At 71.3% G+C, this 14,776-nt stretch carries 13 protein-coding genes; 6 read left to right on the plus strand and 7 right to left on the minus strand.

Annotated elements, in window-relative coordinates:
• Positions 1–257: 257 nt before the first annotated feature.
• From FVP33_RS13130 to nirD, 7 genes are all read right to left on the minus strand, one after another.
• The gene (locus tag FVP33_RS13130) at positions 258–503 is read right to left on the minus strand and encodes a MoaD/ThiS family protein (protein WP_246142324.1); all 246 of its coding nucleotides are present in this window, start codon (positions 501–503) and stop codon (positions 258–260) included.
• A complete protein-coding gene (gene moaA / locus FVP33_RS13135) occupies positions 496–1,578 on the minus strand; it encodes a GTP 3',8-cyclase MoaA (protein ID WP_147784103.1) in 1,083 nt (360 codons plus the stop codon). The genes FVP33_RS13130 and moaA overlap by 8 nt, the downstream gene beginning before the upstream one ends.
• Positions 1,579–1,622: 44 nt before the next feature.
• Positions 1,623–3,218: an FAD-dependent oxidoreductase gene (locus FVP33_RS13140; protein WP_147784104.1), complete on the minus strand. Its 1,596-nt coding sequence runs from the start codon at positions 3,216–3,218 to the stop codon at positions 1,623–1,625.
• The gene (locus FVP33_RS13145) at positions 3,211–5,313 is read right to left on the minus strand and encodes a molybdopterin oxidoreductase family protein (RefSeq protein ID WP_147784105.1); all 2,103 of its coding nucleotides are present in this window, start codon (positions 5,311–5,313) and stop codon (positions 3,211–3,213) included. The genes FVP33_RS13140 and FVP33_RS13145 overlap by 8 nt, the downstream gene beginning before the upstream one ends.
• A gap of 25 nt (positions 5,314–5,338) precedes the next feature.
• Complete coding sequence (locus tag FVP33_RS13150) at positions 5,339–6,751, minus strand: MFS transporter (protein ID WP_147784106.1); 1,413 nt, start codon at positions 6,749–6,751, stop codon at positions 5,339–5,341.
• A gap of 132 nt (positions 6,752–6,883) precedes the next feature.
• Positions 6,884–7,630, minus strand: a complete 747-nt coding sequence (locus FVP33_RS13155; RefSeq protein WP_147784107.1) for a sirohydrochlorin chelatase — start codon at positions 7,628–7,630, stop codon at positions 6,884–6,886.
• Positions 7,627–7,968, minus strand: a complete 342-nt coding sequence (gene nirD, locus FVP33_RS13160) for a nitrite reductase small subunit NirD (RefSeq protein ID WP_147784108.1) — start codon at positions 7,966–7,968, stop codon at positions 7,627–7,629. The genes FVP33_RS13155 and nirD overlap by 4 nt, the downstream gene beginning before the upstream one ends.
• 181 nt (positions 7,969–8,149) lie before the next feature.
• Between nirD and nirB the strand changes: the two genes are divergently transcribed.
• From nirB to FVP33_RS13190, 6 genes are all read left to right on the plus strand, one after another.
• Complete coding sequence (nirB, locus tag FVP33_RS13165; protein ID WP_147784109.1) at positions 8,150–10,807, plus strand: nitrite reductase large subunit NirB; 2,658 nt, start codon at positions 8,150–8,152, stop codon at positions 10,805–10,807.
• Between the two features lie 2 nt (positions 10,808–10,809).
• Positions 10,810–11,883, plus strand: a complete 1,074-nt coding sequence (cobA, locus tag FVP33_RS13170) for a uroporphyrinogen-III C-methyltransferase (RefSeq protein WP_147784110.1) — start codon at positions 10,810–10,812, stop codon at positions 11,881–11,883.
• A 50-nt stretch (positions 11,884–11,933) separates the two neighbouring features.
• Positions 11,934–13,067: a uroporphyrinogen-III synthase gene (locus tag FVP33_RS13175; protein WP_425460951.1), complete on the plus strand. Its 1,134-nt coding sequence runs from the start codon at positions 11,934–11,936 to the stop codon at positions 13,065–13,067.
• Positions 13,068–13,139: 72 nt separating this feature from the next.
• Positions 13,140–13,733: a sulfite oxidase-like oxidoreductase gene (locus FVP33_RS13180; RefSeq protein ID WP_147784112.1), complete on the plus strand. Its 594-nt coding sequence runs from the start codon at positions 13,140–13,142 to the stop codon at positions 13,731–13,733.
• A gap of 7 nt (positions 13,734–13,740) precedes the next feature.
• Entirely contained in the window at positions 13,741–14,496 is a 756-nt protein-coding gene (locus tag FVP33_RS13185; RefSeq protein WP_246142326.1) for a ferredoxin reductase, read from the plus strand.
• Positions 14,496–14,753, plus strand: coding sequence for a DUF6510 family protein (locus FVP33_RS13190; protein WP_147784113.1), 258 nt, complete (start codon positions 14,496–14,498; stop codon positions 14,751–14,753). Before FVP33_RS13185 ends, FVP33_RS13190 begins: the two co-directional genes overlap by 1 nt.
• The last annotated feature ends 23 nt before the right edge of the window (positions 14,754–14,776 follow it).

Below are 14,776 nucleotides of genomic sequence, written 5' to 3' on the forward strand. Positions count from 1 at the left end.
GCCGCGCGCGCCAGGCGCCTTCGCGCCAGGCGCCTTCACGGCACGCGGATATCGAACGCCCGGCTTAGAGACCTCGCGCCCTTCCGAAATCCATGCATTTCTCCGCGACACGCTGCCGTCTGCCAAATTGAGCGGCGTGTTGCCCAGGATTGCATGGATTTCGGAAGGGGCAGCGGAGGCGCGGGCGGCGGCGGGGGCGGCGAGCGGAAGGGGTGGCGGCGGAGAGGAAGGGAAGGGAAAGGGGCCGGACGGACCGTTCAGCCGCCGGCGAAGGGGGGCAGCACGTCCACCCGACTGCCCAGGGCGCGGGAGTCGTCGCGGCTCACCACGCCATCGACGAGAAACGATCCGGACGCGAGCACCCGCGCCATGGCATCGCCGTAGCGCGCGAGCAACACCGCGCGCAACTCCCCCACCGTCGGCACGGCGCCGAGGGTCTCCTCCTCGCGCCCCGCTGCCTCCGCGGCCGCCGCGAAGTAGCGCACGCGCACGTCGTCAGCCACCGATGGCCCCCATGCTGCGCAGGGGCCGGATGAAGTCCGCCGCGTTGATGCCATGCCCGGCCTGCTTGCCCCACATGGCGGCACGCCACCAGTCGGCGATCGTCTCGTCGCTCGACCCGTCGCGGAGCAGCCCGCGCAGGTCCGTCTCGTCATCGCCGAAGAGGCAGGATCGAACGGTGCCCTCCGCGGTGACGCGGGTGCGGTCGCAGGCCTCGCAGAACGAGCGGGTGACGGAGGCGATGATGCCCACGGTGGCCGGACCGCCGTTCAGTGAATACCCGTCGACGATCCACTCCTCGGCGGGAGCCGATGGGTCCTCCCGGTGCGGCTGGCTGAGGGAGAACCTCGCCCCGAGCACGTCCAGGAGTTCCGCGGCATCCACCATGTTGTCTCGGGCCCAGGCCTCGTCGGCATCGAGCGGCATCTGCTCGATGAAGCGCAGGCGCACCCCGTTGGCGAGCGACCAGTCGAGCAGGTCGGCTGCGCCGGCGAGGGTGTCCCGCATGAGCACCGCGTTGATCTTGAGCGGGGTGACGCCGGCCTCCTTGGCCGCCTGGATGCCCGCGAACACCGCGGGGAGGCGGTCGCGCCGGGTGAGCCTGGCGAAGTGGTCGCGGTCCACGGTGTCGAGGGAGATGTTCAGTCTGGTGAGGCCGGCGGCGACGAGCTCGCGCACGCGATGATCGAGCCCGATGCCGTTGGTCGTCATCGAGATGGAGGCGTCGCCGGCGACGGCGGACGACAACCGGATGATCTCCACCAGGTCCGCGCGCATCAACGGTTCGCCGCCGGTGAAGCGGATGTCGTGCACGCCCAGGTCGCGCACCGCGATGCCGACGAGGCGGGCGATCTCGGAGGCGCTGAGGAGGTCTTCGCGGGCGATCGCCGGGAGGCCCTGCTCCGGCATGCAGTACGTGCAGCGCAGCGAACACTTCTCGGTGATGGAGATGCGCAGGTCGCGGGCGACGCGGCCGAAGGTGTCGATCAGGCCGGGAACATCAGGGCGCCCGAGGGTGGGCGGCAGGCGCGCGGGGTCGCGCCGAATGCCCGGGATGCCGAGTTCGAGTCGCGTCATGCTTTCACCCTAGGCGTTCAGTGCGGCGTTGACATCTCGCCGGCTCATTCCACCGGCGCGAAGCGCTCCAGCACCTCCCCGATTCTGCCCTTGCAGCCGCCGCAGCCGGTGCCGGCGCGGGTGGCCGAGCCGATGCAGGCCACCGTCGTGTTGCCCTCCTCCGCCGCGCCCGCAATGGCCCCGACGCTCACCCCGTTGCACCAGCAGACCGTCGCGTCGAGGGCGAAGGCGTCCGCCCCGCTCGCCGGAACGTAGTCAGGACCGTCGAACCTCAGCAGCACCGAGCGGTCGGCCGGCAGCTCGCCTCCCCGTTCGAAGAGCAGGGTGAGCTCGGCGGCGGTGCGCGGCATCCCCACGCAGACGAACCCGGTGAGGATTCCGGCCAGCGTCACCATCTTCACGTAGCGCCCGTGCTCGGGGTCCGCCCACTGGGCCACGCTCGGAGTCGCGCAGCCGTCGGCGTGGGCCCGCCCGCCGAGCTCGGTGTAGGTGTCCCACGGCTCGCGTCGAACGTCGCCGGCGGCCGCGACATCCACCCCCTCGGCCTTGAGCATCACGACGGAGGCGGCCCGTTCGGCGAGCGGCGCCGCCGCCTCGCCGCTGAGCCTTGCGGCGAGCCAGTCGGCCTGCCGCCAGCCCGGACCGATCAACCCGGACGGCGCCCCGCTCGGCGTTCCGACCGCCGCACCCTCCTGGGGTCGGGAGACCACGTGGGCGCAGTCGCCGATCGCGAAGACCCGCGGATCGGCCCAGCTCTGCAGGGTGTCGTCGACGAGGATGCCGGCGGACACGTCGAGTCCGGCGAGGGCGGCGAGTTCGGTGCGGGCGCCGACGCCGCAGGAGAGCAGCAGCAGGTCGCCGCCGATCTGCTTTCCATCCGCGCAGAGGAGGGCGTCGAAACGCCGCGTTCCGTCTTCGGCCGTGCGGAACAGGATGCCCTCCGCCCTCGAGTGATCGATCATGGCGACGCCGGCCCGGCGGGCGCTCCGCGCGAGGGTGGCGCCCGCTCCACGGTCGAGACTCCGAGCCATCGGGGTCTCGCCGTGGTAGACGACGCAGGTCTCGGCCCCGGCCCGGGCCGCGGCCAGGGCGATCTCCATGCCGAGCACCCCCGCCCCGAGCACGACGATCCGCTGCCCACCCCGCACGGCGGCCAGCACGGTCTCGGCGTCCGCGAGGTCCCGGAGGGCGGTGACCCCGCCGGGCAGCGGGGCGTCGGCTGAATCGAGGGTCTCCGGGTCGACGCCGGGCCTGGTGCGGTCGCGGCGAAGCCGGGTGACCCCGTCGAGAGTCGGGATGTTCGCGCGGGCGCCGGTGGCCAGCACCAGCCGGTCGTACGGCAGCTGGTCGCCCGCGCCGAGGGTCACCGTCTGTCGCGTGCGGTTGATCGCCGTGACACTCGTCCCGGTGAGGATTCGCACCCCGGCGTCGCGCGCCTCCTGCGGGTCGGTGATCTCCAGCGACTCGCGGTCGGTGTGGCCGACCGCGTACTCGGCGACGAGCACCCGGTTGTACGCCTCGGAACTCTCCGCCCCGACGACGGTGAGTTCGATCGCGCCCGCGCGCACGGCGGGCAGCAGCTCCTCCACGAAGCGCGCGCCGACCGGGCCGTACCCCACCAGCACCACGCGCTCAGGCATTCGACAACTCCCTCTGCACGGCGCGAACCGTGACGATGGTCCTCTTGAATTCCGGCATCCCCGAGACGGGGTCGGTCGCGTCGCTCGTGAGCAGGTTGGCGCACTCGTCGCCGGCGAAATGGAAGGGCAGGAACACGGTGTCCGGTCGGATGTCCGGCGTCAGCTCGGCGACGCAGCGCACGGAGCCGCGGGCGTTCGCCAGTTCCACCTCCGCGCCATCGGTGATCGCGAGCCGGTCGGCGGTCGCCGGGTGCAGCTGCACCCTGGCGACGGGCTGCGCGGCGGCGAGCTCCGGCACCCGCCTGGTCTGCGCGCCGGACTGGTAGTGCTCGAGCAGCCGTCCGGTCACGAGCGTGAGGGTGCCCGATTCCGGCGGCGCCGATGAGCGCGATCGAACCGCGACGATCCTGGCGAGCCCGTCGGCGTGCGCGAAGCGATCGAGGAATAGTCGTGGAGTGCCGGCCGACCCCGTGGGATACGGCCAGTAGGCGGCAACCCCGGAGTCGAGAAGCTCATGGCTGAGACCCGAGTAGTCGGCGGTTCCCCCCTCCGACGCGCGGCACAGCTCGTCGAAGACGACGGCCGGATCGTCGCTGAACGTGGACGGCGAACCCAGTCGCCTCGCCAGTTCCCGCAAGATCCATAGTTCGCTGCGGACCCCGGGCGGCGGGTCGATCGCGCGGCGACGGCGGATGACGCGGCCCTCGAGGGAGGTCATGGTGCCCTCCTCCTCGGCCCACTGGGTGACCGGAAGCACGACATCCGCGAATTGCGCGGTCTCGGAGAAGAAGAAGTCGCAGACCACGAGGAAGTCGAGCGCGGCGAGTCCCTCCCGCACCCGGGAGGCATTGGGGGCGGAGACGACCACGTTCGACCCGTGCACGAGCAGGCAACGGATGCCGCCCGCCCGCCCCATGGACGAGAGCAGCTCGACCGCGGGAACCCCCGGCCCCGGCAGCGACTGCGGGTCGACGCCCCAGACCGCGGCGACGTGCTCGCGCGCCGCCCCGTCGGTGATCTTGCGGTAGCCGGGCAGCTGGTCGCACTTCTGGCCGTGCTCGCGGCCGCCCTGGCCGTTGCCCTGGCCGGTGAGGGTGCCGTAACCGGAATGGGCGGTGCCGACGAGCCCGAGCGCGAGGCTCAGGTTGATGGCGGCGGTGGCCGTGGCCGTGCCGTCCTCGTGCTGTTCGACGCCCCGGCCGGTGAGGATGTAGGTGCCGCGACCGGCGGCGAGCCGGCGGGCGATCTCGCGCAGCTGCCACACCGGAACCCCCGTGTGCTCCTGCGTGCGCTCCGGCCACCACTCGCCCACGCTGCGGCGCAGGGCCTCGAATCCGGTGGTGCGCGCGGCCAGGTACTCGCGGTCGGCGAGCCTCTCCGCGATCACGAGATGGGTGAGCCCGAGCAGCAGCGCGAGGTCGGTGCCCGGTGCGGGCTGGACGTGCATCCCGGCCCCGTCCTCGGTGAGCCTCGCGGTCGCGGATCTCCGCGGGTCCACCACGATGAGGCCGCCGGCGGCACGCGCCCCCTCGAGGTGGGCGACGAAGGGCGGCATGGTCTGGGCGACGTTGCTGCCGAGCAGGAGGATCGTCTCCGCCGCGCCGAGGTCCTCCAGCCGGAAGGGCAGGCCTCGGTCGAGGCCGAACGCGCGGTTGCCGGCCGCCGCAGCGGAGGACATGCAGAACCGGCCGTTGTAGTCGATCCTCGACGAGCCCAGGGCGACACGGGTGAACTTGCCGAGCTGGTACGCCTTCTCGTTGGTGAGACCGCCACCGCCGAACACCCCGACCGAGTCTGCACCGTGCTCGGCGCGCAGGGCGGAGAGGCGGTCGGCGACGAGGTCGAGGGCGTCCTCCCACGACGCTGCGGCGAATCCGCCGTCCGGCTGCCTCAGCATCGGTTCGACGATGCGGTCGGGCGAGGAGAGCAGCTCGGCGGATGTCCAGCCCTTCTTGCAGAGTCCACCCCGGTTGGTGGGAAAGTCGCGAGCCCCCACCGAGATGGCCCCGGCCGAGTCCGTGAGCGTCATCGCGCACTGCAGGGCGCAGTACGGGCAGTGCGACGCGGTGGCGGTCTCGGCCGGGGCGATGCTCATGGTGGTGGCTCTCTCTCGGCGGGGGTCAGACGCGCTGGCCGGCGACCGACGAGCCGCGACGCAGGTAGAAGAACGCCGTGATGGACATGAGCACGAGGTAGGCCGCGACGAAGCCGAAGATCGCGCCGGAGTAGTCCCCCGTGGAGGTCTTCGACAGCCCGAGAACCTGCGGGATGATGAACCCGCCGTAGGCTCCCACGGCCGAGATGATGCCGAGGGCTGCCGCCGTCTTGCGCTGGGTGTCGACACTGCCGGAGTTGCGGTGGGCGTCCCGCACCCCGCTGCGGGCAGCGAAGACGCTCGGGATCATGCGGTAGGTGGAACCGTTGCCCACGCCGGTGGCGACGAAGATCACCAGGAACGCCGCGAGGAAGGCCCAGAAGTTGCCCACCGGGAGCACCCACACCACGGCGAGCGCGCCGAGCGCCATCACGCCGAAGGCGGCGACCGTGACGATCGCCCCGCCGAAGCGGTCGGCGAGCTTGCCGCCGAAGGGACGCGAGAGCGAGCCGACAAGCGCGCCGAGGAAGGCGAGAGAGATGGCGGCGGCGCCCACGTGCAGGGCGGAGTATGCCGGAAACTGGTCGGCGATGAGCTTGGGGAACACGCTCGCGAAGCCGATGAAGGAGCCGAACGTTCCGATGTAGAGCAGGGCGAGGATCCAGAGGTGAGGTTCCCGCACGGCCGCGAGGGAGGCGGCGAAGTCCGACCTGGCGTTCGACAGGTTGTCCATGTACCTGTATGCGCCAAAGATGGCGAGCAGGATGAACGGGATCCAGATCCAACCGGCGAGCGGCAGGTTCAGCGTGCCGACCGCGCCGAGGGTGATGGCGAGCGGAACCACGATCTGGGCGACCGAGACTCCCAGGTTGCCGCCGGCCGCGTTGAGGCCGAGCGCGTAGCCCTTCTCCCGCTGGGGGTAGAAGAACGTGATGTTCGACATCGAGCTGGCGAAGTTGCCTCCGCCGAAGCCGCCGAGCGCGGCGATGAGCAGCATGACGGGGAACGGAGTCGACGGGTTGCCCACCGCGATGCCGAGGGCGATCGCGGGGATGAGCAGCAGGGCCGCCGAGATCATCGTCCAGTTGCGGCCGCCGAACCTCGGCACCATGAAGGTGTACGGGAAGCGGAGCGTGGCGCCGACGAGGCTCGGGATGGAGATGAGCCAGAAGATCTGCCCGGTGTCGAAGGTGAATCCGGCGGCGGGCAGCTGCACGACGACGATGCTCCAGAGCTGCCAGACGATGAAGCCGAGAAACTCGGCGAAGATCGACCAGCGGAGGTTGCGGGCGGCGATCGCCTTGCCCACCGCGTTCCACTGTTCGGTGTTCTCGGGGTTCCAGTTGTCGATCCAGCGCCCTGGCCGGTGGACGAGGGCGGATGCCCCGGTCTGGCCGGTGATCGCTGTGGGCGGAGTTGCAGCGGTGGTCGTGGTCATCGATCGCTCCTTGGGGAGAGGGGACACTTCGGACGGTGAGTGATTTCGACGCTAGCGAGGCCGTGTTTCGGGGAGACCGCCGGTGCGGTTACCGTTCGGTCACCGTGTCGTCACCGGCGAGACCGGCCGGTGTTAGGCCGCCGTAACCTGCTCGTCACAAAGCACCGAGAGACTCCCTCCCGCCGCCCGTTCGTAGAGATCGATGACCGTCTCGACGAGACCGTCCGGGGGTGCCTCCCCGGCGGCCAGAAGCGGTGCCGTCACCAGGTCGGCCCCGGCGGTGCGCGCGAGACCCGCGAAATACCCCGGCGCGAGCAGGTACGTCGCCACGATGACGCGCGCGCCGCGCGCGGAGATCCTGGCGCCCGCGACCGCGCAGGAGAGCCGGGGCTGGGCGGCCGAAATGAAGGCCACCGTCACCGGGCGGCCGAGCAGGACCGACAGCTCACGCCCCACCGTGTGGCAGTCGGCCACGGCATCCGCGTTGCTCGACCCCGCCGCGGCGAGCACGATCCGGTCGCCGTCGGACAGTCCAGCCTCGTACAGGCGGTCGGCGAGCACTCGGGTGATCCGGGCGTCCGGACCGAGCGCGCCGGTGACCGTCACCCGTCTCGGCAGGGCCTCGCGGGCGGCATCCGCCAGGTCGACGTGCACGTGGTAACCCGCCGAGAGGAGAAGGGGGACCACCACGGCCGGCACGCCGACGGCGAGCGCATCGAGGGTGCTCGGCACACTCGGCTGCTGCACGTCGACGAAGCTGCCGCGCACGGCGGTGTCGGGGCGGGCATCCGCCACCGCGCGCACGAGGGCCGCGACCGCGGCCTGCCCGGCCGGGTCGCTCGTGCCGTGCGAGGCGGCCAGGAGCACGGGTGCGCTCACGCGGCCTCGGCCAGCGCGACCTGCACGATTCCGGCCTCCACCCGCACGGGATAGGTGGGCAGGAGGTAGTCGGGCGAGCTCAGGCACTCGCCGGTCGCGAGGTCGTAGACCTGCTTGTGCAGTGGCGACGCGATCGTGCTGCGGGCACCCTTCGACCCGACGATGCCGCGCGACATCACGTAGGAGCCGGTGGCCGGGCACCGGTTGCTCACGGCGTGCAGGCTGCCGTCCGGCAGCAGGAACAGCGCCACCTGGCGGCCGCCGACGAGCGCGGCCTCGCCCCAGAGCGGTTCGAGGTCGTCGAGCGAGCAGAGCGGCACCCAGTCATCGTTCGTCATGGGTTGACGGTACGAGGGCCGGATTTCGAGGGCAGGCGAAAGCCGTGACGATCGCGTAAAAAAGACCTCACACCACTCGGCGCGCGGAGTGAGGTCGATGTCACACATCGTTACGCGGGCGCAACGGCGAGGAAACGCCCGGCTCATACGCTGGGGCCACTCCCACTCGAAAGGTGCTGCCATGGCCGAGGCCGACGCAACCACTCGCCACGTCGTGGTGATCGGTGGCGGCCCCGCCGCGCACCGGTTCACCGAGGCGATGGCGGCGCGTTCCGCCGCGAACCCCGGGTTCGTCGTCACCGTCCTCGGCGAAGAACCGCACCTGCCGTACGACCGCGTCGCGTTGTCCCGCCGCCTCGTCGACTCGGAAGACCTCACGCTGGGCGACCGCACCCTGTGGGACGCCCCGGGCATCCGCTACCGACCAGCCCGGCGTGCGACCGCGATCGACCCGGCCGCGAGGACCGTCACCATCGAGGGCGGCGAGCGACTGTCCTGGGACGAGCTCGTCTTCGCGACCGGATCGTCCGCCTCCGTGCCACCCATTCCGGGCGCCGAAAAGGGCTACGTCTATCGCACGATCGAAGACGTCGACTTCCTCGTCGCCGAGGTCGCCAGGCTTCGGGTCGCCCTGAGGCGACCGGCGAACGTCGTCGTCGTGGGCGGCGGGCTGCTGGGACTCGAGGCCGCCGGTGGTCTGCAGCGCCTCGGCGGCAACTCCACCATCGTCCACTCGGGCCGCTGGCTGATGTCGGCGCAGCTCGACGAGGGCGCCGGCCAGGCGCTCGGTCGCCTGATCGAGGCCCAGGGCATCGCCCTCGCCCTCGGCACCCGGCCGAGCGAGATCCTCTGCTCCCCCTCCGGCCGGGTGCTGGGTGTCGCGCTCGCCGACGGTCGCCAGCTCAACGCGGACCTCGTCGTGTTCTCGATCGGCATCACCCCGCGCGACGAACTCGCCAGGGACGCCGGGCTCGACATCGGGCCGCGCGGCGGCATCGCGATCGGCGACGACTGCTCAAGCTCGCATCCGGGCATCTGGGCCATCGGCGAGGTGGCCGCCGTCGGGGGATTGTGCGTCGGTCTGGTCGCGCCGGCCAACGCCATGGCCGAGGTGGCGGCCGACCGCATCCACGGCGGCGAGGCCCTCTTCCCGGGCATCGACGACGCCACCAAGCTCAAGCTCTCCGGGGTCGAGGTCGCGAGCTTCGGCGACGCCCTCGCCGTCACCGAGCACTCGCTCGAGGTGGTCTACGCCGATCCTGCGCGGGGCCTCTACCAGAAGATCGTGGTGACCGGCGATGCCAAGACCCTGCTCGGCGGCATCTTCGTCGGCGATGCCGCGCCCTACACCTCCCTGCGCCCGTTGCTCGGCCGCGAGCTCCCCGCCGAACCGGGCGCCTACCTCTCCGCGGCGGGCGCCGAGCCCCCGGCCGGCGGCGAGCTGCCAGACGACGTGCAGCTCTGTTCGTGCAACAACGTCTCCGTCGGCGCCGTCCGCTCGGCGGTGCGGGGCGACCACGACGAGGCCTGCACCGAACTTGGCGCGCTCAAGGCCTGCACCCGCGCCGGAACGCAGTGCGGTTCGTGCGTGCCCCTCGTCAAAAAGATCCTCGAGACCGAGCTGACCAAGGCGGGCGTCGAGGTCTCCCGGGCGCTCTGCGAGCACATCGAGCTCAGCCGCAGCGAACTCTTCGAGTCGGTGCGCATCCTCCAACTCGCCTCCTTCGACGCGATCATGGAGCGCTTCGGGCGCGGCCTCGGCTGCGACATCTGCAAACCGGTGATCGCGTCCATCCTCGCCACCCAGACCTCCGGGTACATCCTGGACTCGGGGCGCGGGGCCCTCCAGGACACCAACGACCGCGCGCTCGCGAACATGCAGAAGGACGGCACATACTCGGTGGTCCCCCGCATCCCCGGCGGCGAGATCACACCGCAGAAACTCAAGGTGATCGCCGAGGTCGCCGCCGACTTCAACCTCTACACGAAGATCACCGGCGGCCAGCGCATCGACCTGTTCGGGGCGCGACTGGAGCAGCTGCCCGACATCTGGAAGGTGCTCGTCGACGCCGGTTTCGAATCCGGGCAGGCCTACGGCAAGAGCCTGCGCACGGTGAAGTCCTGCGTCGGGTCGACCTGGTGCCGCTACGGCGTGCAGGATGCCGTTGCCATGGCCATCCAGCTCGAGCTGCGCTATCGCGGCCTCCGCTCGCCGCACAAGTTCAAGCTCGGCGTCTCCGGCTGCGCGCGCGAGTGCGCAGAGGCCCGCGGCAAGGACATCGGCATCATCGCCTCCGAGCTGGGCTGGAATCTCTACGTCGGCGGAAACGGCGGCTACCAGCCCGCCCACGCCCAGCTCCTCGCCCAGGACCTGGACGACGAGACGCTGATCCGCTACATCGACCGTTACCTCATGTACTACATCCGCACCGCCGACCGGCTGCAGCGCACCGCACGCTGGCAGGAGGAGCTCGAGGGCGGGCTGGACCACGTGCGCGCTGTCGTGTGCGACGACAGCCTCGGCATCGCCGACGAGCTCGAGGCGGCGATGGCCGCCCACGTCGGCAACTACGAGGACGAATGGGCCGCGACCCTCAGGGATCCGGAGCGACTGCGCCGTTTCCGCTCCTTCGTCAACGCCCCGACCACCCCGGACCCCGCCGTGGTGCAGGTGACCGAGCGCGGCCAACCTCGCCCCGCCCGCGCCGACGAACGGGACACCGCGGTTCCGCTCGGTCTCAGCATTCCCCTCCGGCCGGGTGCGGCGGCGGCCGGGCAGGCCGCCATCGCCCAGACCGCCATCGCCCAGACCGCCACTTCCCAGACCGAAGGACGCTGACCGTGGACCTCACTCTCGACCTCACTCACCGCAGCGTCCTCGTCATCGGCGGCGCTCACGCCGCCCGGCGATCGATCGCCCGCTACCGGGCGGCCGGGGCGGCGGTGCACCTCGTGACGGAGTCGCCGGCTCCCTCCGCCGCCAAGGCGGTGGAATGGCCGCGCTCGGCCGACGGCTGGCGCGGGCTCCTCAGCACGATGGACCTCGTCGTGCTCGTCGGCGCGACACCGGCCATCGACACCACGATCGCGGCGCTGGCAACCGAGTTGCGCCTCTGGCTCACCCGCGAGCGCGCCGCGGCGACGGGCCCGGTCGGGCACGTCACCCTCGTCGGCGGCGGGCCGGGGGACGAGGGCCTCATGACCGTCGCCGCCCTGCGCGCGCTGCGTGACGCGGACATCGTCTATTTCGACCGCCTCGGGCCGCACGACCGGCTCGCCGACTGGGCGCCCGGTGCCGAGTTCGTCGACGTCGGAAAACTCCCGGGCCACCACGCCGTGCCCCAGGCCGAGATCGAGCGGATGATCGTGGCCAGCGCCCTCGCCGGCCAGACCGTCGTGCGACTCAAGGGCGGAGATCCCTTCGTGTTCGGGCGAGGCGGGGAGGAGGTGCTCGCCTGCCGGGTGGCCGGCGTGCCGGTCAGCGTCATCTCGGGAGTCTCGAGCGCCATCGCCGCGCCGGCAATCGCGGGCATCCCGGTGACCCACCGCGAGCTGAGTCGCATGTTCACCGTCGTCTCGGGCCACGCCCCGTTCACCGACGAACAGCTCGCCCACCTCGTGGGTCTCGGCGGCACGATCGTCGTGCTGATGGGCATCGGCACCCTCCCGCAGCTGTCGGCCGGGCTCGCCAGACACGGCATGGATGCCGCGATGCCGGTGGCGATCATCGAGCGAGCCTTCACGGACAGCCAGCGCACCACCGTCGCGTCGATCGGCACGGTGGTCGACAGTTCGGCGCAGGCCGGCATCCGCTCCCCCGCTGTCATCGTGATCGGCGAGGTCGTACGATTGGCGCACGACGCCGATGTCGCGGCTGTCGAGCTGCTGGATCACGCGGCGCGCCTGGCACGGTAGCCGCTCCCCCTTCTGCCCCGCGCCCGCCGGCGCCCCACGACGGAGACACCCTGACCGATACCGGCATCGACACCACCCTCCCCGGGTTCCGTGCCGACCAACTCGAGGGGTTCCGCATCGGCGTGACCTCGGACCGGCGATCGGAAGACCTCATCGCCGCCTTCGAGCGCCGCGGCGCCGAGGTCCTTCACGCCCCGGCCATCCGCATCTCGGCGACCGCGGACGACTCCAAGCTCACCCGCGACACGCACGCCATCATCGAGGCGCGCCCCGACATCCTGCTGGCCACCACCTCCTACGGCATCCGCCGCTGGTTCGAGGCAGCGGATGCCGCTGGCCTCGGCCACGACCTCATCGAGACGCTCGCCGATTCCCGCATCCTCGTGCGCGGGCCGAAGGCGCGAGGCGCCGTGCGGGCCGCGGGCCTCGACGACGCCGGCATGAGCGACAAGGAGACCACCCAGTCCCTGGTCGACTTCGTTCTGCGCGAGGGAGCGGAGGGCAAGACCGTCGCGGTGCAACTGCACGGCTTCACCGACCAGCCCCAACTCGAACGCCTGCGCGCGGCCGGCGTCACGGTTCTCACCGTCGCGCCGTACCGCTGGCTGCTGCCCGACGATTCGAGCCGGGTGCTCAAGCTGGTGGACGCGATCTGCACCGGCTCCGTCGACGCCGTCACCTTCACGAGCGCGCCGGCCGTCGAGGCGCTGTTCGGCGCCGCGGACGGCATCGGCCGGCTCCAGCAGCTGCAGGATGCCCTGTCCAGCACGGTCGTCGCTGCCGCGGTCGGACCGGTCACGGCCGCACCGCTCATCGCCGGTGGCATCACCCCGATCGCTCCCGAGCGCTATCGCATGGGCGCGCTGATCCGGCTGGTCTGCGAATACCTCGAGGAGCAGCGGATCGTGCGCGTCCAGTCGGCCCACGGGGCGATCGAGTTGCGGGGGCGCATCGTGAGCGTCGCCGGAAGCCGGGCCACCCTCGCGCCCACCTCGCTGACGATTCTGCGCATCCTGCTCGCCTCCCCCGGCGCCGTGGTGTCGCGGGCCGCGCTCACGGCGGCGCTGCCCGAGATGCAGGACGACCACGCCGTCGACGTGGCGATCAGCCGGCTGCGCCAGGCGCTCCCGGCATCCGGTCTCGTCGCGACGGTGATCAAGCGGGGTTACCGCATCGACGTGTGAGACTCGAGCCGTCACGAGTTGCCGACACCGGGGGCAGGTTCAGTAGGCTGGGCACAACCGAAGGAGCATCGAATGGGCATCATCTCTCGCGGTTTTTCCGGCCGCAGCCGGGAGCACAACCCGGCCCTCCCCCCTGGCCAGTACCTCACCGAGGACTTCCCGGTGCTGTCCGCCGGGCCGACCCCCGACGTCGACACGGCGGAGTGGGAATTCAGCATCCGCACCGAGTCCGGCGCCGTGCACAAGTGGGACTGGGAGCAACTGCAGGCGCTCCCGATCGAAGAGGTCGGCACCCACATCCACTGCGTCACTCGCTGGTCCAAGCTCGGCACCTCCTGGCGCGGCGTCTCGCTCGACACTCTCTTCGCCGAGGTGGAGACGAGCAACGACTACGTGATGGCGCACTCCTACGGCGGTTACACGACGAACGTGCCGCTCGAGGACCTGCTCGACGGCAAGGCGTGGATCGCGTTCGAATTCGACGGCGAGCCCCTCGAGGCCGAACACGGCGGCCCGGCTCGACTCCTCATCCCGCACCTTTACTTCTGGAAGAGCGCCAAGTGGATCCGCGGCCTGGTCATGCAGAGCGACGACGAGCCGGGCTTCTGGGAGCAGAACGGCTACCACCTGTACGGTGACCCGTGGCTCGAGCAGCGCTATTGGTGACCGGCTGGTGATAACAGAACGTGAGACCCGGGATGCGCCGCCGCACCGGGTCGGTCTCTGGCACGTCGGAGTGGTCGTCTCGACCGCCCCCCAGACGCCCACCGGGCGCAGCATCGTGCTCGATGTTCCGGGCTGGGGAGGCAACCTCGCCGGGCAGCACGCCGACGTGCGCCTCACCGCGCCCGACGGCTACCAGGCCGTGCGGTCCTATTCGATCGCCTCGGCCGGCGAAACGGACCGGGTCGAGCTCGCCGTGGACCGCTTTCCCGACGGTGAGGTGTCGCCCTACCTCGTCGACGACCTCGCGGTGGGCGACCAGGTCGAGCTGCGCGGCCCGCTCGGCGGCTGGTTCGTCTGGACACCGGCTCAGACCGAACCTGTGCAGCTCATCGGCGGGGGCTCGGGAATCGTGCCGCTCATGGCCATGATCCGCTCGCACGCCGACTCGGCGAGCGCGGCGCCGTTCCGCCTGCTCTACTCGCTGCGCAGCCCCGGCGACGCGTTCTTCCGCTCGGAGCTCGAAACGCCGACCCCGGGGCTCGACGTCACCTGGCTGTACACCCGCGGCACGCCGGCGGGCTTGCCGCGGGCGGCCGGGCGCATCACGCCGGATGACCTGGCGGCATCCGCCTTCCCGCCCTCGATCTCCCCGGCGGTCTTCGTCTGCGGGCCGACCGGCTTCGTGGAGACGGTCGCGAACGCCCTCGTCGCGCTCGGCCACGACCCGCACCGAGTGAAGACCGAACGATTCGGAGGCGCCTGATGCCCGAACCCGTCGACGGCAACGCCCTTGCCGGTCCGCTCTCCGAACTCTTCTCCGCCGATCTCACCCTGGCCACCGGGCGCTGTCTGGGCTGCGGCGACGTCTCCGAACTCGCTCGCGCGCGGGTCTACCCCGACCCCACCGGCTACGTCGTGCGCTGCAGCCAGTGTGACGACGTGCTCATGGTGATTGTGGAGGAACCGGACAGCGTGTGCCTCGAACTGCGCGGGATGTCCTGGCTCAAGGTTCCGCGCTAAGCGTCAGCCAATCCGAGAGCATG

Origin of the sequence: Lacisediminihabitans profunda, assembly GCF_008040105.1 — a bacterium.
GTDB classification, from domain to species: Bacteria; Actinomycetota; Actinomycetes; order Actinomycetales; family Microbacteriaceae; genus Lacisediminihabitans; species Lacisediminihabitans profunda.